Origin of the sequence: Pseudomonas sp. TH37, from assembly GCF_016650735.1 — a bacterium.
Lineage (GTDB): Bacteria > Pseudomonadota > Gammaproteobacteria > Pseudomonadales > Pseudomonadaceae > Aquipseudomonas > Aquipseudomonas farris.
The window spans coordinates 245,097-270,411 of the sequence record NZ_JAEKFD010000007.1; the positions used below are offsets into that span (position 1 = coordinate 245,097).

21 protein-coding genes and 1 tRNA gene are annotated in these 25,315 nt (G+C 57.7%); 9 read left to right on the forward strand and 13 right to left on the reverse strand.

What is annotated here, in order from left to right:
- Positions 1-219 precede the first annotated feature (219 nt).
- The 4 genes from JFU11_RS19275 (at position 220) to JFU11_RS19290 (ending at position 7,470) form a co-directional block, all read left to right on the forward strand.
- The gene (locus JFU11_RS19275) at positions 220-2,025 is read left to right on the forward strand and encodes a phenylacyl-CoA dehydrogenase (protein ID WP_201061836.1); all 1,806 of its coding nucleotides are present in this window, start codon (positions 220-222) and stop codon (positions 2,023-2,025) included.
- Positions 2,026-2,252: 227 nt separating this feature from the next.
- Positions 2,253-3,542 (forward strand): GGDEF domain-containing protein, encoded by a 1,290-nt coding sequence (locus JFU11_RS19280; RefSeq protein ID WP_201061837.1) that lies wholly within the window; start codon positions 2,253-2,255, stop codon positions 3,540-3,542.
- A gap of 90 nt (positions 3,543-3,632) precedes the next feature.
- The gene (locus tag JFU11_RS19285; protein WP_201061838.1) at positions 3,633-5,429 is read left to right on the forward strand and encodes an acyl-CoA dehydrogenase C-terminal domain-containing protein; all 1,797 of its coding nucleotides are present in this window, start codon (positions 3,633-3,635) and stop codon (positions 5,427-5,429) included.
- Between the two features lie 262 nt (positions 5,430-5,691).
- Complete coding sequence (locus tag JFU11_RS19290; protein ID WP_123719589.1) at positions 5,692-7,470, forward strand: acyl-CoA dehydrogenase C-terminal domain-containing protein; 1,779 nt, start codon at positions 5,692-5,694, stop codon at positions 7,468-7,470.
- Positions 7,471-7,697: 227 nt separating this feature from the next.
- Here JFU11_RS19290 and JFU11_RS19295 read toward each other — a convergent pair whose 3' ends face one another.
- Positions 7,698-8,627, reverse strand: a complete 930-nt coding sequence (locus tag JFU11_RS19295; RefSeq protein ID WP_123719588.1) for a LysR family transcriptional regulator — start codon at positions 8,625-8,627, stop codon at positions 7,698-7,700.
- A 169-nt stretch (positions 8,628-8,796) separates the two neighbouring features.
- On the opposite strand from JFU11_RS19295, the gene JFU11_RS19300 reads away from it, so the two are divergent.
- On the forward strand, positions 8,797-10,080 hold the full coding sequence (locus JFU11_RS19300; protein WP_123719587.1) for an aspartate aminotransferase family protein: 1,284 nt from the start codon (positions 8,797-8,799) through the stop codon (positions 10,078-10,080).
- Between the two features lie 199 nt (positions 10,081-10,279).
- On the forward strand, positions 10,280-10,438 hold the full coding sequence (locus JFU11_RS19305; RefSeq protein ID WP_007904205.1) for a YqaE/Pmp3 family membrane protein: 159 nt from the start codon (positions 10,280-10,282) through the stop codon (positions 10,436-10,438).
- Between the two features lie 154 nt (positions 10,439-10,592).
- On the opposite strand, the gene JFU11_RS19310 is transcribed toward JFU11_RS19305, so the two are convergent.
- The 10 genes from JFU11_RS19310 to JFU11_RS19355 form a co-directional block, all read right to left on the reverse strand.
- Positions 10,593-12,425 (reverse strand): S9 family peptidase, encoded by a 1,833-nt coding sequence (locus JFU11_RS19310; RefSeq protein WP_201061839.1) that lies wholly within the window; start codon positions 12,423-12,425, stop codon positions 10,593-10,595.
- Entirely contained in the window at positions 12,391-13,566 is a 1,176-nt protein-coding gene (gene pqqE, locus JFU11_RS19315; protein WP_223570817.1) for a pyrroloquinoline quinone biosynthesis protein PqqE, read from the reverse strand. Before pqqE ends, JFU11_RS19310 begins: the two co-directional genes overlap by 35 nt.
- Complete coding sequence (gene pqqD, locus JFU11_RS19320) at positions 13,538-13,813, reverse strand: pyrroloquinoline quinone biosynthesis peptide chaperone PqqD (protein ID WP_052967135.1); 276 nt, start codon at positions 13,811-13,813, stop codon at positions 13,538-13,540. Before pqqD ends, pqqE begins: the two co-directional genes overlap by 29 nt.
- Positions 13,810-14,562: a pyrroloquinoline-quinone synthase PqqC gene (gene pqqC / locus JFU11_RS19325; protein WP_063342344.1), complete on the reverse strand. Its 753-nt coding sequence runs from the start codon at positions 14,560-14,562 to the stop codon at positions 13,810-13,812. Before pqqC ends, pqqD begins: the two co-directional genes overlap by 4 nt.
- A gap of 127 nt (positions 14,563-14,689) precedes the next feature.
- Entirely contained in the window at positions 14,690-15,601 is a 912-nt protein-coding gene (gene pqqB / locus JFU11_RS19330; protein WP_201061842.1) for a pyrroloquinoline quinone biosynthesis protein PqqB, read from the reverse strand.
- 84 nt (positions 15,602-15,685) lie between these two features.
- Positions 15,686-15,760 carry a pyrroloquinoline quinone precursor peptide PqqA gene (gene pqqA, locus JFU11_RS19335; RefSeq protein WP_009045898.1) on the reverse strand — a complete coding sequence of 25 codons (75 nt, stop codon included), beginning with the start codon at positions 15,758-15,760 and terminating at the stop codon, positions 15,686-15,688.
- A 156-nt stretch (positions 15,761-15,916) separates the two neighbouring features.
- Positions 15,917-18,355: a pyrroloquinoline quinone biosynthesis protein PqqF gene (gene pqqF, locus JFU11_RS19340; RefSeq protein WP_201061844.1), complete on the reverse strand. Its 2,439-nt coding sequence runs from the start codon at positions 18,353-18,355 to the stop codon at positions 15,917-15,919.
- Between the two features lie 38 nt (positions 18,356-18,393).
- A complete protein-coding gene (locus JFU11_RS19345; protein ID WP_201061846.1) occupies positions 18,394-19,188 on the reverse strand; it encodes a carbon-nitrogen hydrolase family protein in 795 nt (264 codons plus the stop codon).
- 10 nt (positions 19,189-19,198) lie between these two features.
- A complete protein-coding gene (locus tag JFU11_RS19350; protein WP_095052657.1) occupies positions 19,199-20,881 on the reverse strand; it encodes an NAD(P)/FAD-dependent oxidoreductase in 1,683 nt (560 codons plus the stop codon).
- 221 nt (positions 20,882-21,102) lie between these two features.
- Positions 21,103-21,564, reverse strand: a complete 462-nt coding sequence (locus JFU11_RS19355) for an Lrp/AsnC family transcriptional regulator (RefSeq protein ID WP_007980298.1) — start codon at positions 21,562-21,564, stop codon at positions 21,103-21,105.
- Positions 21,565-21,820: 256 nt separating this feature from the next.
- Between JFU11_RS19355 and JFU11_RS19360 the strand changes: the two genes are divergently transcribed.
- Positions 21,821-22,468, forward strand: a complete 648-nt coding sequence (locus JFU11_RS19360; protein WP_201061848.1) for a hypothetical protein — start codon at positions 21,821-21,823, stop codon at positions 22,466-22,468.
- Positions 22,469-22,487: 19 nt separating this feature from the next.
- Here JFU11_RS19360 and JFU11_RS19365 read toward each other — a convergent pair whose 3' ends face one another.
- Positions 22,488-23,279 carry a helix-turn-helix transcriptional regulator gene (locus tag JFU11_RS19365; protein ID WP_123719581.1) on the reverse strand — a complete coding sequence of 264 codons (792 nt, stop codon included), beginning with the start codon at positions 23,277-23,279 and terminating at the stop codon, positions 22,488-22,490.
- A gap of 139 nt (positions 23,280-23,418) precedes the next feature.
- Here JFU11_RS19365 and JFU11_RS19370 point away from each other — a divergent pair, with 139 nt between their 5' ends.
- Together JFU11_RS19370 and JFU11_RS19375 are read left to right on the forward strand one after the other, a co-directional pair.
- Positions 23,419-24,522 carry a polyamine ABC transporter substrate-binding protein gene (locus JFU11_RS19370; RefSeq protein ID WP_201061852.1) on the forward strand — a complete coding sequence of 368 codons (1,104 nt, stop codon included), beginning with the start codon at positions 23,419-23,421 and terminating at the stop codon, positions 24,520-24,522.
- Between the two features lie 341 nt (positions 24,523-24,863).
- Positions 24,864-25,109, forward strand: coding sequence for a hypothetical protein (locus JFU11_RS19375; protein ID WP_123719579.1), 246 nt, complete (start codon positions 24,864-24,866; stop codon positions 25,107-25,109).
- A 123-nt stretch (positions 25,110-25,232) separates the two neighbouring features.
- Here the strand turns inward: JFU11_RS19375 and JFU11_RS19380 are convergent.
- Positions 25,233-25,309: transfer RNA gene (locus tag JFU11_RS19380), tRNA-Ile, on the reverse strand.
- Positions 25,310-25,315: the final 6 nt, after the last annotated feature.

The following is a 25,315-nucleotide window of genomic DNA, read 5'->3' on the forward strand; positions in this document are numbered from 1 at the left end:
GTCCTTCTGCCTCAACTAATCTCTCCTACATGGCGTGTTGCTCAGTCAACGGCGTTGCGCAACTGTGTGGCCGAGCTTTTCATGGTGCGATGACGAACGGCAAAAGATCGGCGCTTGACAAGAATTGGGCGTAAACGTATGTTTCAAACAACTGTTTGACCGCCACAACAAATCAACGCGGTCGTTCATTCCCGGTTACATCAGCAGAGGTTTATCGCTATGCCTGACTACAAGGCCCCCTTGCGTGATATTCGCTTCGTTCGTGACGAACTGCTCGGCTACGAAGCGCACTATCAGAGCCTTCCGGCTTGTGCAGACGCAACTCCGGACATGGTTGACGCCATTCTCGAAGAAGGCGCCAAGTTTTGTGAGCAAGTGCTGGCTCCGCTGAACCGCGTGGGTGACACCGAAGGCTGCACCTGGAGCGAGTCCGGCGTTAAAACCCCGACCGGTTTCAAAGAAGCCTACAAGCAATTCGTTGAAGGCGGCTGGCCAAGCCTGGCTCATGACGTAGAGCACGGCGGCCAAGGCCTGCCAGAGTCTCTGGGGCTGGCTGTCAGCGAAATGGTCGGCGAAGCCAACTGGTCGTGGGGCATGTACCCAGGCCTGTCCCATGGCGCGATGAACACCATTTCCGAACACGGTACGCCTGAGCAGCAAGAGGCTTACCTGACCAAACTGGTTTCCGGCGAATGGACCGGCACCATGTGCCTGACCGAACCGCACTGCGGCACCGACCTGGGCATGCTGCGCACCAAGGCCGAGCCTCAGGCCGACGGTTCCTACAAAGTTTCCGGCACCAAGATCTTCATCTCGGCTGGCGAACACGACATGGCCGACAACATCGTCCACATCGTTCTGGCACGTCTGCCGGATGCACCGGCCGGTACCAAAGGCATCTCCCTGTTCATCGTTCCGAAATTCCTGCCAAACGCAGACGGTTCGATCGGCGCACGCAACGCTGTGACCTGCGGTTCCCTGGAACACAAGATGGGCATCCACGGTAACGCCACCTGCGTGATGAACTTCGACGCGGCCACCGGTTACCTGATCGGCCCGGCGAACAAAGGCCTGAACTGCATGTTCACCTTTATGAACACCGCACGTCTGGGGACTGCGCTGCAAGGTCTGGCACACGCCGAGATGGGCTTCCAGGGCGGCCTGAAATACGCTCGCGATCGTCTGCAAATGCGTTCCCTGACTGGCCCGAAAGCGCCGGACAAAGCCGCTGACCCGATCATCGTTCACCCTGACGTACGTCGCATGCTGTTGACCATGAAGGCTTTCGCCGAAGGCAATCGTGCGATGGTTTACTTCACCGCCAAGCAGGTCGACATCGTCAAGTACGGCGTAGATGAAGAAGAGAAGAAGAAAGCCGACGCACTGCTGGCCTTCATGACTCCGATCGCTAAAGCCTTCATGACTGAAGTCGGTTTCGAATCTGCTAACCACGGCGTGCAGATCTACGGCGGCCACGGCTTCATCGCCGAGTGGGGCATGGAGCAGAACGTTCGCGACAGCCGCATTTCGATGCTGTACGAAGGCACCACCGGTATCCAGGCACTCGACCTGCTGGGCCGTAAAGTGCTGATGACTCAAGGCGAAGCGCTCAAAGGCTTCACCAAGATCGTCCACAAGTTCTGCCAGACCAACGAAGGCAACGACGCCGTCAAAGAGTTCGTCGAGCCATTGGCTGCGCTGAACAAAGAGTGGGGCGAGCTGACCATGAAGGTCGGTATGGCCGCCATGAAGGACCGCGAAGAAGTCGGCGCCGCGTCGGTGGACTACTTGATGTACTCCGGTTACGCCTGCCTCGCCTACTTTTGGGCTGACATGGCGCGTCTGGCTGCCGAGAAACTGGCTGCCGGCACCACCGAAGAGGCGTTCTACACCGCCAAGCTGCAGACTGCGCGCTTCTACTTCCAGCGTATCCTGCCGCGTACCCGCACTCACGTTGTAACCATGCTGTCGGGCGCCAACAACCTGATGGACATGAAAGAAGAAGACTTCGCACTGGGTTACTAAGCCCTGCGCAGTCCTTCACAAAGCCGCTGCTTCCTCGGGAGCGGCGGCTTTTTTTATGCCGGACGCAAACGATCACGTCTGTAAATATTCCTGACTAAAACGCTAAGAAGAACGCCATTGCTGCCGTTAAAGAGGGTGGCGATGTGACACAGGTCACATCGCACGTGCTTAGCTGCTCCAAATGCAGGCACAATGCCATCTTTGTTTGCCGGGTCGGAGCTTTACCCTTGCCGCGTTCTTCCGCTGTACGTTTCAGTCATTTTTTGCCATCGCTGCTGTTGTTGCTTGCGGGGCTTGCGGCTGCCTACGTCAAGGATCTCAACGTCTTCTTCACTTCGCTGTTCAACGTGCTGCCTACTCTGGTGCTGTTGCTCGGCGGGGCGTACTGCGCGGTTTACCGACGTCAGCGTGAACTGTTTCTGATGGTCACGGTGTACATCGCCTACTTCCTGCTCGACACCCAGACCGATTACTACCGCGACAACGGCAAAGTCCGTGAAGACGCCGCCGTGGTTTTCCATCTGTGCTGTCTGTTGCTGCCATTGCTCTTTGGCTTGTTCGCCGCCTGGCAAGAGCGTACTCACCTGTTCCAGGACATGGTGGCGCGCTTCGCCGTGTTGCTGGCGTTCGGCAGCGTGGCGCTGGGGCTGGAGCAAAGTTATCCACACGCGCTGTTGATGTGGCTCTCGGAGATCCGTTGGCCAGCCCTGCATGGTGCCTGGATGAGCCTGATCCAGTTGTCCTACCCGGTATTCATCGCCTCGTTCCTGTTGCTGGCCTGGCAATACTGGCGCAACCCAAGACCCTTGCATGCTGCGCAATTGGTGGGGCTGCTGGGATTGTTCTGGATGTTACCGAAAACCTTCATCCTGCCATTCACCCTGAACATCATGTGCAGCCAGGTGATGTTGATGATTGCCGCGGCGGTTGCCCATGAGGCCTATCAGATGGCCTTCCGCGATGAGCTCACCGGCCTGCCGGGTCGCCGCGCCCTGAACGAACGCATGCAACGGCTGGGGCGCAATTACGTGCTGGCCATGGGCGACGTCGATCACTTCAAGAAATTCAACGACACCCACGGCCACGATGTCGGCGATCAGGTGTTGCGTCTGGTCGCCAGCAAGCTGTCGAAAATCAGTGGGGGCGGTAGGGCATATCGCTACGGCGGTGAAGAATTCGCTCTGGTGTTCGCAGGCAAGACCCTCGAAGAGTGCATGCCGCACTTGGAAGTCATCCGCGAATCCATCGCCACCTACAACATCCAGCTGCGCAATCAGGACAACCGTCCCCAGGATGACCAGCAGGGACGCCAGCGCCGCGCGGGTTCAGGCGCCTCAAGTGTATCGGTCACGGTCAGCATCGGCGTCGCCGAGCGGTTGGAGCAGCGCACACCGGAAGAAGTGCTCAAATCCGCAGACCAGGCGCTCTACAGCGCCAAAGGCGCGGGGCGAAACTGTGTGATGGCTTTCGGTCAGAACCGTCGTGGCGCGGTGCGCATGGATACCGCTGCGGGTTGAGTGATGATGGCGCATTCAGCGTCTGGACTGTGATTGTGAGGCGTGGTGCGCGGCAGTAGGTTTGAGCAATCTGCTGCCGGAGAAATGACCATGCCCGAGTACAAAGCTCCCCTGCGCGACATGCGCTTTCTGATCGACCACGTCTTCGATTTTCACAGCAACTACGCCGCGCTGGGTGCTACAGATGCCAGTCCGGATATGATCAATGCGATCCTTGAAGAAGGCGCGAAATTCTGTGAGAACGTTCTCGCACCGCTGAACCGCAGCGGTGACGAAGAAGGCTGCCATTTCGACAACGGTGTGGTCACAACGCCTACAGGCTTCAAGCAGGCTTTCGCGCAATACGTTGAAGGCGGCTGGCATGGTCTGGCGGCGGATCCAGTTTACGGTGGCCAGGGTTTGCCAAGTTCCTTGGGTTTGGTCATCAGTGAAATGGTCGGTTCCAGCAACACCTCCTGGGGCATGTACCCCGGCCTGACTCACGGTGCGATGTCAGCGATTCACGCCCATGGCACCGAAGAGCAAAAACAAACCTACCTGAGCAAGCTCACTGCCGGCCAATGGACCGGCACGATGTGCCTGACCGAAGCCCATTGCGGCACCGATCTGGGCATCATCAAGACCCGCGCCGTGCCTCAGGCCGATGGCAGTTACGCGATCTCCGGCAGCAAGATCTTTATCTCCGCCGGCGAGCACGACATGAGTGACAACATCATTCACCTGGTGCTGGCCAAACTGCCGGACGCTCCTGCCGGTACCAAGGGTATTTCGCTGTTTATCGTTCCCAAATTCCTACCCAATACCGAGAGCGAGACGGGCGAGCGCAATGGCGTTTCCTGCGGTTCGATCGAGCACAAAATGGGCATCAAGGCTTCGGCTACCTGTGTGCTGAATTTCGACGACGCGAAGGGGTTCTTGATCGGTGAGCCGAACAAGGGCCTGAATTGCATGTTCACCATGATGAACCACGCGCGGCTCGGCACCGGTATGCAAGGTTTGTGTCTGGGTGAGGCGAGCTTCCAGGGCGCGATCAAATACGCCAACGACCGCCTGCAAATGCGTTCGCTGACCGGCCCGAAAGCGCCGGAAAAAGTCGCCGACCCGATCATCGTTCATCCCGATGTGCGCAGAATGTTGCTGACCATGAAGGCCTTCAACGAAGGCAACCGGGCGCTGACCTATTTCACCGCGCAGTTGCTGGACGTTGCTCATCTGAGCCCGGATGAAACGGCGCGTCAGGATGCAGAAGACCTGTTGGCGTTCCTGACGCCGATCTGCAAAGCCTTCATGACCGACACCGGGCTGGAGGTGACCAACCTCGGCATGCAGGTGTTTGGCGGCCACGGTTTCATTCGTGAGTGGGGCATGGAGCAGTTGGTTCGTGACTGCCGGATCGCGCCAATCTATGAAGGAACCAACGGCATTCAGGCGCTCGACTTACTTGGGCGCAAAGTCCTTGGCAGTCAGGGAAAATTGCTGCGCGGCTTCACCAAAATCGTCCACAAGTTCTGTACGGCAAACGCTGAACATCCGCAACTCGCCAGCTATGTGGCGCAGCTCAATAGCCTGAATCAGCAGTGGGGCGAGTTGACCACCAAGGTCGGCATGGCGGCGATGAAAAATCCGGATGAAGTCGGCGCCGCCTCGGTGGATTACCTGATGTATAGCGGCTACATCATTCTCGGCTACCTGTGGCTACGCATGGCGTTGGTGGCTCAGGCGCAGTTGGAGGCGGGCGGCGGCGATGCCGATTACTGCCGGGGCAAGCTGGCGACCAGCGAGTTTTACTTCAAGCGTTTGCTGCCACGTACGGCCGCTCATCGGGCGGCCATCGAAGCGGGTAGCGATTGTCTGATGAAGCTGCCGGCGGAGTTGTTTGCGCTCTGACGGTTAAGCTTGAAAAGCTTCGCGGGCAAGCCTCGCTCCTACAGATCTTCGTCGTGTGCGCGAACGACATAAAACTGTAGGAGCGAGGTTTGCCCGCGAATGCGTTTTGGCGGACCTGAGACATCCGCCTGATTCTCAGTGACTAAAAATAACAAAACAGTCATGAGTTGACCCTATGTGTCGTAAAAGTTGTTGAGGTACACTCGGACACAACGAAATCACTATTCTACGAACCACCTGTTTAGATCTTGCGAGGTTTGCCATGGCTGACTACAAAGCGCCCCTGCGCGATATGCGCTTCGTCCTCAATGAAGTTTTTGAGGTCGCCAAACTGTGGGCCGAACTGCCTGCGCTGGCCGAGACCGTCGATGCGGAAACGGTTGAAGCCATTCTCGAAGAAGCCGGCAAGGTCACCAGCAAAAGCATCGCACCCCTGAGCCGTGCAGCTGACGAAGAAGGTTGCCACTGGGCCGACGGTGCCGTCACCACCCCGGCCGGTTTCCCACAGGCTTATCAGACTTACGCCGAAGGCGGTTGGGTTGGTGTCGGGGGCGATCCGACCTACGGCGGCATGGGCATGCCCAAGGCGGTTTCGGCGCAGGTCGAAGAAATGGTCAACTCCGCGAGCCTGTCGTTCGGTCTGTACCCGATGCTGACTGCCGGCGCTTGCCTGTCGATCAACGCCCACGCCAGCGAAGAGCTGAAAGCCGCGTACCTGCCCAACATGTACGCCGGTGTCTGGGCCGGTTCCATGTGCCTGACCGAGCCGCATGCCGGTACTGACCTGGGGATCATCCGCACCAAGGCCGAGCCTCAGGCCGATGGTTCCTACAAAGTCAGCGGCACCAAAATCTTCATCACCGGCGGTGAACACGACCTGACCGAGAACATCATCCACCTGGTATTGGCCAAACTGCCCGACGCGCCAGCGGGGCCGAAAGGCATTTCGCTGTTCCTGGTGCCGAAGTTCATGGTCAATGCCGATGGCAGCCTGGGCGCGCGCAACCCGGCGAATTGTGGTTCGATCGAACACAAGATGGGCATCCAGGCATCCGCGACCTGCGTGATGAACTTCGACGAAGCCGTGGGTTACCTGGTCGGTGAGCCAAACAAAGGCCTGGCAGCGATGTTCACCATGATGAACTACGAGCGTCTCGGCGTCGGTATCCAGGGCCTGGCCACTGGCGAGCGCTCGTACCAGAACGCTATCGAGTACGCTCGCGACCGTCTGCAAAGCCGCTCGCCAACCGGCGCGCAGAACAAGGACAAAGTGGCTGACCCGATCATCGTCCACCCGGACGTGCGTCGCATGCTGCTGACCATGAAAGCCTCGAACGAGGGCGGCCGTGCCTTCTCCACTTACGTGGCGATGCAGCTGGACACCGCCAAGTTCAGCGAAGACGCCACCACCCGCAAGCGCGCAGAAGATCTGGTTGCACTGCTGACGCCGGTGGCCAAGGCCTTCCTGACCGACCTGGGTCTGGAAACCACGGTTCACGGTCAGCAGGTTTTTGGCGGTCACGGCTACATTCGTGAGTGGGGCCAGGAGCAACTGGTTCGTGATGTACGGATCACTCAGATCTACGAAGGCACCAACGGGATTCAGGCACTGGACCTTGTAGGACGCAAGATCGTTGGTAGCGGCGGCGCGTTCTACAAATTGTTCGCTGACGAGATTCGCCATTTCACCGCGACCGCCGATACAAACCTGGCGGAGTTCACCAAGCCGTTGAATGATGCGGTGGATACCCTCGACGAACTGACTGAGTGGTTGCTGGATCGGGCGAAAAACAACCCGAACGAGATCGGCGCGGCGTCGGTCGAGTATCTGCAAGCATTCGGTTACATGGCCTACGCCTACATGTGGGCACTGATGGCCAAGGCAGCCTTCGGTAAAGAAGCCCAGGACGATTTCTACGCGAGCAAACTCGGTACGGCGCGGTTCTATTTCGCACGTCTGCTGCCGCGTATTCACTCGTTGAGCGCGTCGGTAAAGGCCGGTAGCGAATCGTTGTTCCTGCTGGACGCAGGACAATTCTGACCCTTTAACGTTATGTAAGCTTTCTCTTACATAACGTGCTGCTGTTTTCCCATAGGCGAAGATTGGATCCAGAGCTAATCTACTTCACATGGACGTCGCGCAGGAAGCGCAAAGCAACAACACGGACACGTAGGATTCTGCCAGGACGGCGGAGTGAAATGGATGTCAGGGAAACAGTCTGCAAAGCCCCGCTTCGGCGGGGTTTTCTTTTGCCTGCAAAAAAGTACTCAGCTCAAACCGTCCAGTGTCGCAGGGCCATTCAAGTGGTCATCCGGGCCATTCATCACTTCTTCCAGCAATGTCCGCAACAACGTCAGCGAAGCCTGTTGCCGCTGCACATCCCGACACACCAATCCGACTTTCAGCGGCACCCGCGGCTCGCTTAGTGGCTTCCACAGTAAGGCCTGATCGCCATGGGTCTTTTGCGAGCGCCCCGGCAGAACCGTCGCCAGTCGCGTGTGCGGCAGGCTGTCGAGAATCCCCGCCATGTTGTTCAGCTCAGCCTGCACCTGCGGGCGACGTCCCAGATTGGCCAGTTGTGCCTGCCAGATCTGCCGCACCTGAAACTCCTCACCCAGTAGCAACATCGGCAGCTCGGCGGCCTGGCTCATGGACACTTTCTTGAATTCCCGCAGCGGGTGGTCCGCCGGGATGACAAGGGTCAGTTCATCTTCGTACAACTGCACGCCGTGCAAACCCGGCTGACGGGGCGGCAGGTAACTGATGCCGATGTCCAGCGAACCGTTGAGTAACCGCCGCTCGATTTCCAGGCCAGTCAGTTCATAGATCTGCACCACCAAATGTGGCTGTGCCTTGCGCACGCGTTCGAGCATTTGGGGCACCAGGCTGGAATGGACGGTCTGTAGCACGCCGATGGCCAAGGTTCGTAGCGCCTTGCCCTTGAAATTGCCCAAGGCTTCGCGTGCGCGCTGCAGGCCATCGAGCAAGGGCAGGGCATGGTTGTACAACGTATGGGCGGCCAGAGTGGGCAACAGACGTTTGCTGCTGCGCTCGAACAGGCTCACATCGAGGTTTTTTTCGAGTTGGCGAATCTGCTGGGACAACGCTGGCTGGGAGATTGAAAGTCGCTCGGCGGCCCGACCGACGTGGCCTTCTTCGTAGACCGCAACGAAATAACGCAGTTGCTTGAAATCCATAAGTAATACTTATCGAAAATGCTGGGAAATCGAAATGGCTCAGTGCCTTGCCTAAGCCTAGTCTAACCGCATTCACAAGGCTTACAGGGCCAGAGCGCACGATGAATACCGTTTACGACGATGGTGTTTACATAGGCAAGACAGAAAACCTCAAACGAGGTTTTATCCAATGAATCTGTTCAACCTGCGACGCAAACCACCAAGCCTTGATGACCTGGCGATGGATACCTCCCAGCCGTCCAGAAGCGACAACTTATCCAGCGAGTGCCTGATGCCCAGTGTCGAACGGCCGAAACAGATTTTCGTGCGGGGCCAAGGCTCATGGCTGTGGGACAGCGATGACCGCGCTTATCTGGATTTCTCCCAGGGTGGCGGCGCCAATAGCCTCGGACATAGCCCCTCAGTTCTGGTCAAGGCGATTTCGGAGCAGGCTCAGTCGCTGATCAACCCAGGTTTCAGTTTGCATAACCGAGGCATGCTCAATCTTACCGAACGGCTCTGTACCAGCACCGGCAGTGACCAAGCGTACCTGCTCAACAGTGGCAGCGAAGCCTGTGAAGCAGCGATCAAGTTGGCGCGCAAATGGGGTCAGCGACATCGTGGCGGTGCTTCGCGGATCATCGTTGCCAGTAAAGGTTGTCATGGCCGTAGTCTCGGGACGATTTCAGCGTCGGACAGTTCGAATCTGATCAACCGATTCGAGCCACAACTGCCGGGCTTCAGTCATGTCCCGTTCAATGACCTGCCAGCACTGCATGCAGCTGTAGACGCCCAGACTGTCGCAATCATGCTCGAGCCGATCCAGAGCGAGGCCGGTGTGATTCCCGCCACCGAGCACTACCTCAAAGGGGTCGAGCGCCTGTGTCGTGAGCTTGGCATCTTGCTGATACTCGACGAAGTGCAAACCGGCATCGGTCGCTGCGGCACCTTGCTCGCCGAACAGTCCTACGGCGTGCGGGCAGATATCGTCGTGCTCGGCAAAGGGCTTGGCGGTGGCGTGCCCTTGGCGGCATTGCTGGCGCGAGGCAAGGCCTGTTGTTTCGAAGTCGGCGAACTGACCGGCACGCATCACGGCAATGCACTGATGAGTGCGGCCGGTCTTGTCGTCCTCGACAACGTGCAGGACAAGGGCCATCTCGATCATGTGCGGGAAATGGGTCAGCATCTGCGTGAAGGGTTGAGTCGTCTGGCTCATCGCTACGGTCACGGTGAATTGCGCGGGCAAGGACTGCTCTGGGGTCTTGATCTGTCCGACGACTCGGCTGAGGCCGTAGTCAAAGCTGCGTTGTACGAAGGCTTGCTGCTCAACGCCCCGCAACCCGATTGCCTGCGCTTTACCCCGGCCCTCACCGTCAGCAAGGCCAATGTCGACGAAATGCTCCTGCGCCTGGCCCGAGCCTTCTCCCGCGTACGCACCGCGCAACTGCAATGCCGCAAAGGTATTGCGGTCTGATCAGACTCGTCCTACACGAATTCCAGAACCGTCTCGCGGTATAACGCATCGCCCCACGCCTGATTCTTTTGGCGTGGGGCGTTTTTTGTCTTCTTTTGGAAGGGGCAGTGATCGGAATTTACAACTGAACCCCGAAGAACGCCGCAGGTCGATTAGCTGTATGGTTTCACAAGAACCAACTTCAATCAGGAGCTACCCCATGGACTTTATTCGAATCATCATCGCCATTCTGTTGCCGCCACTGGGTGTGTTTCTGCAAGTCGGTTTCGCTGGAGCATTCTGGCTGAATATTCTGCTGACGTTGTGCGGTTACATTCCGGGGATCGTGCATGCGGTGTACATCATCGCCAAGCGCTGAGTTTTGCCGCGCCGGTTAGATCGCATTCGCGAGCAAGCCCGCTCCCACATTTGAGCTCTGGTGTTCACACATAATGTGTTCACAGAAGGTCCAGTGTGGGAGCGGGCTTGCTCGCGAATGGGGGCACCGCAAATACCTGCACTGAGCGCAGACTTCAGTCCGCTAACTCCATCACCCTTTGATAAAACAACCACTCCTGCTCCAGCGCATGGGCTTGATTGCCGGCCTTGCGAAAGCCATGGCGTTCGTCGGCGTAGTAATGCGCTTCGACCAGAATGCCGTTGTCCTGTAGCGCAGTGACCATGTCGCGGGTCTGTTGCGGCACCACCACGGCGTCCAGTTCACCCTGAAAGAAAATCACCGGAACGCTGATGTTGTTCGCGTGCAGCAATGGCGTGCGTGCGGCGTAGCGTTCGGCGTCCTGCACTGGGTCGCCGATCAACCAGTCCAGATAATCGCCTTCGAACTTGTGGGTGGCGCGGCCTAGCGCAACAGGATCGCTGACGCCATACAGGCTGGCACCCGCACGAAAGACCTTGTGAAAGGCCAGTGCGCACAACGTGGTGTAGCCACCGGCGCTGCCTCCACGGATAAACGCTTTGTCGCCGTCGATCAGTCCACGTTCGGCGAGGTAGGCCACCACCGCACAGGCATCTTCCACATCCACATCGCCCCAGCTCAAATGCAGCGCCTGGCGATAAGCGCGGCCATAGCCGCTGCTGCCTCGGTAATTGAGGTCGGCCACGGCGAAGCCGCGTTGTGCCCAATACTGGATCCTCGGGTCGAGCATCGGGTAACAGGCCGAAGTCGGGCCGCCGTGAATGAACACCACCAATGGCGGTTTCGTGTCGCCGGTCATCGCCGGGTAGAAGAAACCGTGGGCCTCGCCCGAACCGCTTGGATAGCGCAGGGTTTGCGGGCGGCTGATCTGTTCGGCGGGCAGCGGTGCGATACCGCCGGCCAGAACGTTGACCTGGCGTGTTTCACGGTCGATGGCAATGATTGCCGACGAGCTGACCGGCGAAGCGGCGATGCAGTAGATGAACTGTTCATCCTGTGCGAGATGGCGGAAGCGGCTGTAGTCGGCCGTGAAATCGTCACAGGAGCCATCGCCATGACAAAGCCCCAGTCGACCAAACCCGCCCTCGGTCCAACTCGCCAGATAAGTGTCTTCGCCCAACGGCAGCCACGTGCAACCACCCAGTTGCCAAGGCGCCGGTCCATGGTCGGCGGCAGCGCTTGGGAGTGGGCTCAGACTGTTGTCCGATTCCACCCACGGCTGCCAGAAGCCGCCGCGATCCGTCAGACAAAACAGACGGCCGCGGTCATCGAATCGTGGTTGTTGCAGTGACTCCTGGGCACCGTCACCCGCCACACAGCGTGGTTGTGCAAAGGTGTGATCGTTCTGGCGTTCGGCAACCATCAGGCGAGTAGCGGTCCAGGGCTGATCCGGGCGATTCCACTCGATCCAGGCCAGACGTCGACCATCAGGACTCACGGTCGGTGCCGCATAGAAGTCGGCGCCTTCGGCCAGCAGATGACGTTGACCGGTAGCTAGATCGATAGCCACCAGGCGATGTCGATCGCGGTTCTCTTCCACCGCCAGCACTTGCCCGTTGGCGAAGTGCAAATCGCCGTAGCGGCATTCACTTGAAGTCAGCACCTCCGGCGCCTCACCTGTCAGTGATTGTCGGTACAGCTGCTGATCGGCCTCGTTGACGAAAACAAGCCCGTCATCGGTCAGACAAAACGCGCCGCCACCATATTCGTACACCCGGCTGCGCACACTGAAGGTGGGCGGCGTCAGGCAATGAGCCTGGCCGTCGCGCCACTGCCAGATCCGGCAGGCGGCGTCCTCGGGGCGGTATTCGTTCCAGAACAGGCCATGCTTGCCGATTTGCAACTCGGCGAAGTCGATGCCGGCCGCGACAGCCCTGGCGGCGCTTAAGGGTTCAGCTTTTGGCGATGAGGCGTGAGTTTCGTTCATTGCGAAAGGCCAGTTGTTCAATGGTCTGGGTCGCGTGTTCGGCTTCTTCGCGGGCCTTGAGAATCACGCCGTGATGTTCCGACTTGCTGCACACCGGGTCGGCGTTGCTCGCGTCACCCGTGAGCATGAACGCCTGACAGCGGCAGCCGCCGAAATCCTTTTCTTTCTCGTCGCAGGAACGGCACGGCTCGGGCATCCAGTCGTAGCCGCGAAAGCGGTTGAAACCGAACGAGTCGTACCAGATGTGCTGCATGCTGTGGTCGCGCACGTTGGGAAACTGCACCGGCATTTGTCGGGCACCGTGGCAAGGCAGGGCGGTTCCGTCCGGCGTGACTGTCAGAAAAATGCTGCCCCAACCGTTCATGCAGGCTTTCGGGCGTTCTTCGTAATAGTCCGGCGTAACGAAAATCAGCTTGCACGGATGCCCTTTGGCTTCCAGTTTGGCGCGGTATTCGTTGGTGATGCGTTCGGCGCGAACCAATTGTTCTTTGGTCGGCAACAGGCCAACCCGATTGAGCTGGGCCCAGCCGTAGAACTGGCACGTCGCGAGTTCTACGAAGTCCGCTTCAAGGGCGATGCACAGCTCGATGATCCGGTCGATCTTGTCGATGTTGTGCCGATGGGTGACGAAGTTCAGCACCATCGGGTAGCCGTGAGCCTTCACCGCGCGGGCCATTTCGAGCTTTTGCGCGAAGGCTTTTTTTGAGCCGGCCAAGAGGTTATTCACCTGCTCGTCGCTGGCCTGAAAACTGATCTGAATGTGGTCCAGGCCGGCCTTCTTGAAGTCGCTGATTTTCTGCTCGGTGAGGCCTATGCCGGAGGTGATCAGGTTGGTATAAAAACCCAGCTTGCGCGCCTCGGCGATCAGCTCGGCGAGGTCTTGGCGCACCAGCGGCTCACCGCCGGAAAAACCCAGCTGCGCCGCGCCCATCTCCCGGGCTTCGCGAAATACCTTGATCCACTGTTCGGTGGACAACTCTTTGCCCTGCTCGGCGAAATCCAGCGGATTGGAGCAGTACGGGCATTGCAGCGGGCAGCGATACGTCAGCTCGGCCAGCAACCACAGTGGCAGGCCGATTTCGGGCTTGGGCGGTAACTTGTCTGACACGGAATCAGGCAAGTTCGATCCAGTGCTGAGCACGGGCGACCTCCATGAATTGCTCGATGTCATCACCGAGCTCAGGCACGTCGGGAAACTGCGCGCCCAGTTCGGCGATGATCGCCGCGACATCCCGCTGACCATCAATCAAACCGCCTATCAGCGCAGCGCTGTCGTTGAGTTTGATCATGCCTTCCGGGTAGAGCAGCACATGGCCTTTTTGCGCCGGTTCGTACTGGAAACGGTAGCCGGTGCGCCATGTCGGGGTTTTGCTGCGATCGAAACTCATAAGGTGATTCCTTTATGCCAGACCCGCTGTTCGGTCACGCTGTGGTACGGCGGGCGGTTCAGTTCGTAGGCCATGCTCATGGCATCGAGCATGCTCCAAAGAATGTCCAGTTTGAACTGGAGAATTTCCAGCATGCGCTCCTGGCCTTCCCGCGTAGTGTAGTGCTGCAAAGTGATCGCCAGACCATGCTCCACATCCCGGCGAGCCTGGCCCAGACGCGTGCGAAAATATTCGTAACCGGCCGGGTCGATCCACGGGTAATGCTGCGGCCAGCTGTCGAGGCGTGATTGGTGGATTTGCGGCGCAAACAGCTCGGTCAGCGAACTGCTCGCAGCTTCCTGCCAACGGGCCCGACGGGCGAAGTTGACGTAGGCATCCACGGCGAACCGCACGCCAGGCAGCACCAATTCCTGAGAGCGCAGTTGATCCGGGTCGAGGCCGACCGCTTGGCCGAGGCGTAGCCAGGCTTCGATGCCGCCCTCTTCGCCGGGGGCGCCGTCGTGGTCCAGCAGGCGCTGAATCCACTCGCGACGAATCTCGCGGTCCGGGCAATTGGCCAGGATAGCGGCGTCCTTGAGTGGAATGTTCACTTGGTAATAGAAACGGTTGGCGACCCAGCCCTGGATCTGCTCGCGGGTCGCCCGGCCTTCATACATCGCCACGTGATACGGGTGATAGATATGGTAGTAGGCGCCCTTGGCGCGCAGGGCCGCTTCGAATTCGGCGGGGGACATTGCGGTGTCGGTCATTGCGATTCTCCGGGGTACAACCGGTGGATTTGCGGCGTCTAATCTGGCGTCTTCGCGGGCAAGCCACGCTCCCACAGGAACACGCGATCACTGTGGGAGCGTGGCTTGCCCGCGATGGGGTCATCCGCTACAACACAATACTCATGCCGTCATACGCCACTTCAACATCACGCCGAACCAGCTCCGCACGCTCCGGCGAATCCTCATCGAGAATCGGGTTGGTGTTGTTGATGTGGATAAGCACTTTGCGCTGTTTGGGCAGCTGCTCCAGCACTTCGAGCATGCCGCCGGGGCCGTTCTGCGCCAAGTGGCCCATCTCCCGGCCGGTACGCGTGCCGACGCCACGACGCTGCATTTCGTCGTCGTCCCACATCGTGCCATCCACCAACAGGCAATCGCTGCTGGCCATGATCTTCATCAGCGATACGTCGACCTTGCCCAGGCCCGGTGCATAGAACAGTTTGCCGCCGGTGCCCAGGTCTTCGACGATCAGGCCGATGTTGTCGCCGGGGTGCGGATCGAAGCGGTGCGGCGAGTATGGTGGGGCGGCGCTGCGCAAGGGAAATGGGGTGAAGCGCAGGTTCGGGCAAGCCGGGACGGTAAAGCTCTGATCGAGCTCGATACGGTTCCAGTTCAACCCGCCGTTCCAGTGAGTCAGCATGGTGAACAGCGGAAAACCGGTGCTCAGGTCTTCGTGGACCATGTCGGTGCACCAGACCTGATGTGGGCACCCTTCGCGCAGGCTGAGCAGGCCGGTGGTGTGATCGATCTGGCTGTCCATCAGGATGATTGCGCTGATGCCGGTGTCACGCAGCGCGCGACCTGGCTGCATCGGCGCGAAGTTCTGGAGCTGGGCGCGGATGTCCGGCGAAGCATTGCACAGCACCCAGTTCACGCCGTCATCGGAAATCGCGATGGACGACTGGGTACGCGCCTCGGCCCGCAGGCTGCCGTCGCGAAAACCTGCGCAGTTCACGCAGTTGCAGTTCCACTGGGGGAAACCGCCGCCGGCAGCGGAACCTAGAATCTGGACAAACATGGCCGCTCCATCATTGAAAGCTGAAAATAAAAACGCCCCGGCGAGCCGAGGCGTAGCACTGCATTCTCTACCAGACGGCAGAGCTTAGCGGCTTGCGAAGTACATGGTGACTTCGAAGCCGATACGCAGGTCGGTGTAAGCAGGTTTGGACCAGGACATAGAAGCGCTCCTTCAGGTGGATGGGACAGTTGAGACCTATACATATAGTCCACCTCCAGCCGGAGATGTTCAGATAGTTAGGTGGCTATGTTACTCAAAATTACAGAGCGATTGGCCACGAATCTTTGAGAAAGCTAATTGCAGCACCGGTAATGATCATTTTGCCACTTGCCAAGGCGCCCCGGAACAAGGCCCGCTGGCCAGACAGCGCCATCCGCCGTCGGCCCGATTCAGTCGTTGTGCCGCCGCCAGCAAGGCTTCACGGTCGATCATCAGAATTGCCTGAGGCAGACGATTCAGGTAGTCAGACGAATGGCCGGCCAGTTTGCCTTGCCAGAGCAGTTCGGCGGCCTGGGCGTTGGGCAGGGCGGTGTTGTCGAATTGATCGGCCAGAGCTTGGCGCTGATCGATGTAGGTCGCGTCATCGATGCTTTCGATCATCCCTTCCAATTCGCTGAGGAACTGTTTGATGTGCTCCAGCAAATCCAGAGGCGCGACGCTCGGTGATTGCACGCCAAACAGCAGCCCGGCCTGACCGTTTAACTGGCGTAGTCCGCTGAAGACGGCATAACCGAGCTGCAGCTCCACCCGCAGGCGCTGGTAGAACGGCGTCTGGCATACGTGTGCGAGCAAACGCCAGGCGACCTCATCGGCGATGTCATGGGTTGCTGTCGGGCAGAAGAGTAGCAGCGCGTGTTCGCTGGAGCCGGTATCGACGAAGTTCCAGAGATGCTGCGAGCGAATCGACGGAGGCGGCGTCAGTTGACTGTCCGCAGTGCCGGGAATACGACTCAAGGCAAGCCCCATCGCCGCTTGTGTCTGGGCAGACAGGCCTGTCGCCAGGCCATCCCAGCGTGCGCTCGACCAGAGTTGCTGCAGGTCATCTGAGACTACGGTGTGCTCAAGGCATAGATCGGGCAGTGCCTTGAGCAATTGTCGAATCGGCATCAACGCAATGGACGCCGGCTCTTCCTGTGAGAGATCGGCATCAGGTTTTGTCAGTTCTTTCAGCGCATATTCGAGGACTGTCGGCATCGGTTCCTGCAGCCCCGTCATCTTCAGCAGCCATTCATTGCCCGAAGCGCTGAAGGAAAAGTCGACGCCAGCCTGACGCGCATCTTCGCGCAGCATTCGCAGGCGGCTCTCCAGATTCGACTGAAGGCGATCGTGAGGTGCGAACTCCAGACGCCAGCGCAGATAAACCGCACCTTCATCCGTGTTATCCGGCAGCGCCTGGCTGAATTGCATCGGCGATCGTTCGCGGCGACTGCGTGAGCGATCCTGGGCAAAAGTCCGCAGGCCGCGATGGGCGCTGGTCTGGCCGCGAATCAATCCGGCATTCGAGGGTGGAGTCTCGGCGCGCAAAAACGGGTTGGGGGTCGGCAGTTGCCACTGGCCGGTGAAGTTATCCACAGCGCCAATTTGTTTGAGGATTGCCTTGAGGGCGACAACGCCCTGTTCGAATAACTCGGGTTCAAGCTGTTCGCTGTCTCGTCGGGCCAGTTGCAAGGCACTGCTGACTTGCTGTTGGCGCTGCAGCAGAGCTGCATATTCTTCGCGCAATTCGGCCCAATCCTGATGGGAGGCAAAAAAGCCCAGCCAATCCAGGAGCCGTTCGCGGATCATGTTGTCCGGTTGCGGGGCGTGGGCGGGCCGTGTGAATTCGATGTGCAGCAAGGCTTGGCCGGCATAGTGATAGAGCGGCGCGGCTTTCAGGTTGTCCGCCAGCCCATGCTCTCGCAGCTGCGCCAACAGGCCACCGGGTTTTTCGGCGTTCAGCCAGTGGCACAGGAACGCCAGCGCTTCGGGCGATGAGTCGGGCAGTGCTTCGAAGGCGAACAGCAGATCCAGCCGACGATCTCCAGCCTGTTGATAACTATTGTCTGAAGAATCCATCAACAGGGTGGGCTTTGTCTGAGGGACTTTTTCGCCGGGGGTAATAGCAACGGCAAACGCCTGCGCCATCTCCTTCAACTCATCGAGACTCTGTGGCCCGGCCAGGCTCAGCGTCATCTGCCCGGTCTGGTAAAACCGCTGATAGAAGTCCTTCAACGCTTGTTGAAATTCGGGCTGCGGTACCGGCAGGCTGTAGCGGTTTCCAGCATGAAACGCCCGTAACGGATGAGCCGCCGAGAGCCCGTCAAACAAAGCAAATTGCTGCTGGGCCGTCGCATCCCGCGACCAGGCGACAAATTCGGCGTGCAGCACTTCCCGTTCCCGCCGCTGATCGTCCGGATTCATACGCGGATGAGCGAGCATGTCTGACAGACGCTCCAGGCCATCCCTAAACGCCTGAGGTGGCAGCTCGAAAAAGAAGTCCGTCGTGCGTTCGCTGGTTCGCGCATTCACCTGCCCGCCATGACTTTGTACGTAGGCCATCAGCCCTTGCTCTGCGGGAAAGCGCTCTGTACCCAGGAACAGCAAATGCTCAAGAAAGTGCGCCAGCCCCGGCCAGGCCAGTGGCACGTCATGACTGCCGGCAGCGACCCGCAACGCGGCGGCGCAGCGCTTCAAATCGGGAGCATGACGCAGCGTCACCCGCAGGCCGTTGGCGAGGGTTTCAGTATGAAGGCGAGGGTGATTCAGCGCAGGCATGAGCACTTCCAGAACAGAGAAGCGCTAATGCTAGCGGATTAGGCCTTGTTCAGCTCGCCGTATAGCTCGGGACGGCGATCGAGGAAGTAGCGATTGGCGGCGCGGGAATCGATCATCAACTGACGATCCAGTTCACCGACAATCAGCGCTTCATCAAGTCCGGCCTGGGCGATGCGGCTGCCATCCGGCGCGGCGATGCTGCTTTGGCCGCAATACTGGATCTCGCCTTCGTGCCCGCAGTAGTTGGCGTAGGCCACATAACACTGGTTTTCGAAGGCCCGTGCGCGGACGGTGACGTCGGCGATGAAATCGTAGGGAATCATGTTCGCCGTTGGCACCAGAATCAGCTCGGCACCGGCCAAGGCCAGACGTCGGGCGTTTTCCGGGAACTCCAGGTCGTAGCAGATCAAAAAGCCAAGCTTCCAGCCGTTGAATTCAACCAGCGGAAACTCATCCGGCCCGGCGCTGAACATCGAGTGATCGAGGTCGCCGAACAAGTGAGTCTTGCGGTAGTTGCACAACCGCTCGCCATTGGCGTCGATCAACTGCACGGCGTTGTAGATCTGCCCGTCTTCGGTGCGCTCCGGGTAGCCATACAAAATGGCGATCCCCGTCGTCTTGGCAATACGCGCGATTTGCTGTGCCGATTCACCGTTATGCACCTCCGCCAGCACACTGACCGCATCGATGCCGATGTTGTAGCCGGTCAGGAACATCTCTGGCAGTACCAGCAAGTCTGCGCCCTTGGCCTCCAGCGCCAGTTGATGCAAGCGTTGCAGATTACCTGCGACATCCAGGGGCAGCGGTGGACATTGGTAAAGGGCTACGCGCATTTCGGATTCCTTACTCGGGCAGGGCGATCGGACCGATCTCGTTGAACACATCTCCTGGACCCGGGTTTTCGGCGTGAGTTTCACCACCGAAGTGTTTCATGATCCCCCACACCGCGTTGAGCGACGTCTGCACCGCGCCTTCGACCCAGGCCGGCGTCCACGAAACGTCGTCGCCGGCGATGAAAATCCCGCGCTGCTCGGGTGGCATGTCGTCCTGCATGAAGTGCGCGTACATGCGCTGGTTGTAGCGGTAGTGGCCGGGCAGGGCGCCTTTGAAGGCCCCGAGGAAATGCGGGTCGGCTTCCCACGACACGGTGATCGGATCGCCGATGATCCGCGCGGCGATGTCGACTTTCGGGTAGATCTTCTTTAACGCGTCCAAGGCCAGCTTCACGCGTTTTTCCACCGGGTGCGGGAGCATTTTCAGCGCGTCGCTCATCCACGAGTACGACAGGCAGATGACACCGGGCTTGTCGTCGCCGTTGTCGAAGAGGTAGGTGCCGCGGGTCAGGCGATCGGTGAGGGTCATGCTCATCAGGTCGCGGCCGGTTTCCGGGTCCTTGTCCTTCCAGAATGGGCGATCGACCATCACGAAAGTCTTCGATGATTGCATGTAGCGGGTGCGGTCCAGGGCCATCCACATCTTTTGCGAGAACAGGCTTTCGTCGCATTCGATCTGGGTAGTCAGCAGCCAGCTCTGGCAGGTGGTTAGTACTGCCGCGTATTCACGTGTGTCGCCGTAGTTATCGGTAACGGTAAAACGCCCGTTCGGTGCATGGGCAATTTTTTTCACGCCGGAACGCGGCGCACCGCTGTGCAGCGAGCTGAGGCTGGTGCCTTCAGGCCAATGCACGCAACGCTCCGGCACATGGCGCCAGATGCCCAGCGGCACCTGCTCCACGCCGCCGACTACCAAGTGCTGGTGATCGTCGCAGTTGGTCATCACCACGCGGAAGATTTCCAGCATCGAGTTGGGGAAGTCCGAGTCCCAGCCGCCAGTACCGAAACCAACCTGGCCGAACACTTCACGATGATGGAACGAGAGCTTGGCGAAGGCTTCGGAGGTGGCGACGAAATCATAGAACGTGCGGTCGTCCCACAGCGGCACCAAGGTGTTCCATAGTTCCTTGAGGCGCGGCACGTCGCGGTCCCGGATCGCTTGCTGGATATCGGAGAACTGCGAGCCGGCTTCCAGAGCATCCGCCCAGGCGTCAGCGACTTCCTGGAACAGTGCAGGAAGATCCGCCAGTTTCTGTGCGTAATGAGTTTTGCCTTCCAGATCGATTACCGTGCTGCCCGACGCAGGCGTCAGCGGGTTCGGGAAGGGTTTGGTCTGGAGGCCGAGCTTGTCGACGTAGTGATAAAACGCGGTCGACGACACCGGGAAACGCATACCGCCGAGCTCGGCGATGATGCCTTCTGCGCCATTGAAGGCCTGGGAGCGCAGACGGCCGCCCATCTTCGAGGCTTCGTAGACGACGGGTTTGAGCCCCAGCTTCATCAATTCGTAGGCGGCCACCAGGCCTGCAATGCCAGCCCCGACAATCGCCACTTCGGCACCGTGATTGTGCGCTGGAATGCTGCCCAGCCCGGCCGGGTGCTCGATCCAGTCGTCGAAGGCGAAAGGAAAGTCCGGGCCGAAAACGGTAACCGGTTTTTTACCGTCTGCAGGATGGCGATTGTTCTTGTTCATGGCTGACCTTGCTGGCGACCTGACGCAGAGTGCGCGTCTGAGTATAGGAAAAGATGGCAGCCATTCTAGAGAGCGTAGAACACGTTAATAAGACGCAATGTGTCGTCATTGTGCTAGTTGTCTGATCAATATGACGATGAATTGCTACACACTGTCCAATGTGGGAGCGAGCCTGCTCGCGATGAGGCCCAATCAGACAATGAAGAATTATCGGTTGAAACTCAAACCGGCTGCCCCCGATCAATCTTGCTACTCAAGATGATCGAAGTCGTCGTCTTCTCCACGCCATCCACACTGCCAATCTGATCCAGCAACTGATCAAGCTGCTCCGGCGAGTCGGTGCGCAACCACGCTACATAATCAAATTCACCACTCACCGCACACAATTGCTGAACCTGCGCCATGGCGCTAAGACGACGCAGCACTTCCTTGCCGGACCGCGGTTGCACGGTTATCCCGACGTACGCCTGCAATCCGCCATCCACCACGCGCTGCCCCAGGCGCACACCGTAACCGGTGATTACTTTGGCCTTTTCCAGCCGCGCCAGGCGCGACGTCACCGTAGTGCGGGCGATACCCAGTTGCCGGGCAAGCATGGCCACGCTTTCGCGGGCATTGATCTGCAAGGCCGCGATCAATTGGCGGTCGATTTCGTCAAGAACGGGCGGGCGAGTGTCAGGCAAAGGGGCATCTCCAGCGGCACAGAGCAATGGGCAGGCATGTTACAGGCACATCCTGCGTGGTGCTCGTGGCGGTTGTTTGAACTGGCATCAGTTACGCGCAATCCCGCCCAGCAGTGTAGAGACGGCGGGTACGTTGTAATTGCCTAATACGGCTGGAGTAATGATGCGGAAAGGGTTCTACATCGATAGCATGGACACGAGCCGTTACTCTCATAGTCGAATACGCAACGGAGGGCTGTGACGGGAGATGATGGGAATGATGAAGAAGATGCCTCCCGCTATACGGGAACATGCATTGCAGATCGCGAATCACGAAATGGGGCACTACGTGGTTGCCCGAGCCTTGGGATTTGAAACGGGTGATGTGACCCTGAAAGTCACCATGGACTTGAGGCATCAGGCCGGAGCTTCCATCATCTTGACGCGGTCAATCTCCTCGATAGAAGAAATGAAGGAACACCTGGAAGGTCGGCTGATCGTCCTCTTTGCTGGCGCTATGAGTCAGACCTTACCTGCAAAGCATTCGGCCAGGAAACTTGTCGATAAATCGAAAGCGGCAGCCATCCTGAATGGAGAGCTTGGGGCGGAACAGGATTACGCAAAAGTAAGGGAGCTACGGCATTTGCTGCGAAATATCTCCTACCCCGATACGGATCCTGCGTCGTCCGAGCGCATAACTGCCGAGCTTAAAGAGATTACCGATCGCGTGTGGTTGCGGACCCAACAAATCGTAGAGGCGTTGGCCGATACGATTACCGAGTTGGGTGCGAGTCTGGTAGACGGCATGGTCATTGTGGAGCAGTGGGGGCGGCCGGCGGATACTTATGAAGTCGTGTTGACGGGGGAAATGCTCGAGCGGTTGCGGCCTGTGCAAGCCATTCCATCGTTGAGTGTTTGGGCCTGAAAAGTGCCAGGCGCTGACTTCAATTTGCAGGGCAGATATCCTGTTTTGGCATAAAAAAACGAGCAAACAATTCGGGTTGTGATTTGATGTTTAATTTGGCGTAAATATTTCGGCGGTGAACTTTTATCGTTTCTGCTGACAGGGAGAGTTTTCCTGCTATCTCTTTGTTAGAGAAGCCGCTAAGTAATAATTTGAGGACGTCCTTTTCGCGCGTTGTTATTTGTGTGCCAAGCTGGAGAATCGATTCTGGCCATGGAGTTGGTTCAGGGGGGTATTTTTCTACGTCAATCTCAAAACTCATGCGTTGATGCATTAATGCAGTCACCCATGGTTTGATAATATCAAGTATTGTTATTTGCTCTTGATTGAAGCGGGCGTTACTACCAAAGGAAATGCATAGCGTTCTATCGGGGTCAAGCTGGACATTGTACTGTGCTTCATCTACAGAAATATACTGTGCGAAGTATTGATGATAGTACTCGGTTTCAAGGAAGTGCTCTGGTGCAATATCCAGCATATGAAAAAAACCGCTCTGCGGGTTTTCTCGATTAGCTATATAAAATGGATCCAGCATATAAAGTCCCTTCACGTAGCGATGAATGAACGCATCTATCTCTTCTGCATCTGCTACTTCAGGAAGGCTAACAACTTGCACTTGTTGATTGCTGAATATTAATACGACCCAGTTATCGATTTGCACATATTCATTTAACGTACGAATAAGTGAGCTCCAGAATTCTGGACGGTTCAACTGCATGATCAACTTTCCAATCGATCGATGCCAAGCCAGGCTATGAAGGTCGAGTGGCATTTTCTACCCCTTTAGGGTTAGGGATTCGTAGGTCGCGGGTAAGTATTCGTAGGTATTTACTATTCGTCAATGCCGGGTATATTCACGATCAGGATTCACGATGGCCATGAGGGCATGTCGTCTTGACAAGGATAGTTGTATGAGCAAATCACCTTTGCGAACCATTTTTGCAGCCTCGCTTCTCTGTGCAGGGATCAGCACATCAGTGGGGGCTGTAGAGCCTGGGGTGTATCTGTACAACTGGTTCGGGTTTCTCGCACCGGAGACCCCAAAGGAGTTTGAGCAGGAAACCGGCACCAGCCTCCATATGGATGCGTTCGACAGTGCCGAAATCATGCAGAGTAAAGTGATGGCTGGGCGCACGGGGTACGACGTGGTTGTGGCTACCTCCAACGTGTTGCCAAGCCTGATCCAGGCGGGAGTACTTCAGCCGTTGGATCGTAATCAACTGAGTAATTTGTCACACATCGATCCTGATATCTTGTCCCAGGTTGCGGTCAATGACCCTGGTAATCGCTACGCTGTTCCCTATTTATGGGGTACCACCGGCATTGGCTATGACGTTGATAAAGTCAAAGCGGCATTGGGTGATAATGCTCCGGTGAATAGCTGGGACTTGATCTTCAAAGAAGAAAACATCAGCAAACTCAAGTCGTGCGGTGTGGCAATGCTCGATTCTCCAAGTGAGATCATTTCAATTGCTTTGCATTACCTTGGGCTCCCTAGCAACAGTAGGAACCCGGATGATTACCAGAAAGCTCAAGCCCTGTTGTTAAAAATCCGTCCCTACGTCCTCTATTTCGACTCATCCAGAATCGACTCTGACCTGGCTGATGGCAGTATTTGTGCAGTTGTAGGTTGGGCCAATGGTGCCCTTGCTGCGCAGGCCATCAACGAGAAGGCTAATACTGGACGCAAGATTGCATACAGCCTTCCTCGCGAGGGAGCGTTGGTTTGGTCAGAAAATTTGGTTCTGTTAAAAGATGCTCCCCACCCAAAGGAAGGCATGGCATTTATTAATTATATGTTGCGACCAGAAATTATTGCCAAGAGCTCAAATCACACGTTGTATCCTAACGCTAATAAAGATGCCGCAGAGTTTGTTGAGCAGAAGCTGCGCGACAATACTTGGATTTATCCAGACAAAAAGACCGTTGCTACACTTGTTCCACTTGAGTCGCTGCCATTGAAGTTGGAGCGAATCCGCACTCGGGTTTGGACCAAAGTGAAGAGTGGTACTTGATCTGGCTGGGTTGCTGTTTTTGTTGTTCTATGAGGATCTTTATTTTATGTGAGGGGGCTGTGGGGGGCGGATAAATTAAAGGCGAAATTGTATCAATTTGACCTTCAGGGTTCGGAGACGGATAAAGCGGACTCTTTCAAACCAACCGATACCCCCTGCGCCTAACGGTTCGGGGCCCTGAAGGGCGCCTGATAGGAAGGTTCTGTATATGCGAAATTGTGTGTTTTCTGCAATATCCCGCGTTTATTTGGAGCACTGGTAGTCACGTAAGGAGCAAGGCAGCCCTTATCAGCCGACTTAATTAGGGGTTGTCACAAGGATTCTAGGGAAGGAGAAAAATCATGTACCAAGGTGATTGCCAAAACTACTTGGGGTCGGACGAATACAAAGCCTACAAGGAGATTGAGGAGCAGATCGGCCACTGCACGCCCGAACAAGCCTGGGCCATGTATTACGTCTCGGTCGGGATGGTGCGTGAAAACATCGCCATGGCGGTGATGGAACACATCGCCAGGGGTAACAAGGCACTGCTGGTTGAGTTCCCCGAACTTGGACCGGCTGAAAAGGGAGTTCACCAATCGAGCTAAGGCGGATCACGCAAGCCTTTACATCGAAGGAGTCACCAGTCCTGGATCGCGCGGTGTCCATAGGACTGTATCAGCGGTGGCCACCCAGAAACACGAAAGCCGCGCAGTGCGCGGCTTTGAGTATGGTGGGCCCAGTAGGACTCGAACCTACGACCAAGGGATTATGAGTCCCCTGCTCTAACCAACTGAGCTATAGGCCCTCAGTA

Bases quoted from the DNA above. Each gene is read 5' to 3' on its own strand.
- JFU11_RS19375 (WP_123719579.1), top strand. From the start codon at position 24,864: ATGTACCAAGGTGATTGCCAAAACTACTTGGGGTCGGACGAATACAAA.
- JFU11_RS19305 (WP_007904205.1), top strand. From the start codon at position 10,280: ATGGACTTTATTCGAATCATCATCGCCATTCTGTTGCCGCCACTGGGT.
- JFU11_RS19310 (WP_201061839.1), bottom strand. From the start codon at position 12,425: ATGAACGAAACTCACGCCTCATCGCCAAAAGCTGAACCCTTAAGCGCC.
- JFU11_RS19345 (WP_201061846.1), bottom strand. From the start codon at position 19,188: ATGCGCGTAGCCCTTTACCAATGTCCACCGCTGCCCCTGGATGTCGCA.
- JFU11_RS19365 (WP_123719581.1), bottom strand. From the start codon at position 23,279: ATGCCACTCGACCTTCATAGCCTGGCTTGGCATCGATCGATTGGAAAG.
- JFU11_RS19370 (WP_201061852.1), top strand. From the start codon at position 23,419: ATGAGCAAATCACCTTTGCGAACCATTTTTGCAGCCTCGCTTCTCTGT.
- JFU11_RS19350 (WP_095052657.1), bottom strand. From the start codon at position 20,881: ATGAACAAGAACAATCGCCATCCTGCAGACGGTAAAAAACCGGTTACC.
- pqqB (WP_201061842.1), bottom strand. From the start codon at position 15,601: ATGTTTGTCCAGATTCTAGGTTCCGCTGCCGGCGGCGGTTTCCCCCAG.
- JFU11_RS19300 (WP_123719587.1), top strand. From the start codon at position 8,797: ATGAATCTGTTCAACCTGCGACGCAAACCACCAAGCCTTGATGACCTG.
- pqqC (WP_063342344.1), bottom strand. From the start codon at position 14,562: ATGACCGACACCGCAATGTCCCCCGCCGAATTCGAAGCGGCCCTGCGC.
- pqqF (WP_201061844.1), bottom strand. From the start codon at position 18,355: ATGCCTGCGCTGAATCACCCTCGCCTTCATACTGAAACCCTCGCCAAC.
- JFU11_RS19360 (WP_201061848.1), top strand. From the start codon at position 21,821: ATGATGAAGAAGATGCCTCCCGCTATACGGGAACATGCATTGCAGATC.
- JFU11_RS19295 (WP_123719588.1), bottom strand. From the start codon at position 8,627: ATGGATTTCAAGCAACTGCGTTATTTCGTTGCGGTCTACGAAGAAGGC.
- JFU11_RS19290 (WP_123719589.1), top strand. From the start codon at position 5,692: ATGGCTGACTACAAAGCGCCCCTGCGCGATATGCGCTTCGTCCTCAAT.
- JFU11_RS19275 (WP_201061836.1), top strand. From the start codon at position 220: ATGCCTGACTACAAGGCCCCCTTGCGTGATATTCGCTTCGTTCGTGAC.
- pqqD (WP_052967135.1), bottom strand. From the start codon at position 13,813: ATGAGTTTCGATCGCAGCAAAACCCCGACATGGCGCACCGGCTACCGT.
- JFU11_RS19285 (WP_201061838.1), top strand. From the start codon at position 3,633: ATGCCCGAGTACAAAGCTCCCCTGCGCGACATGCGCTTTCTGATCGAC.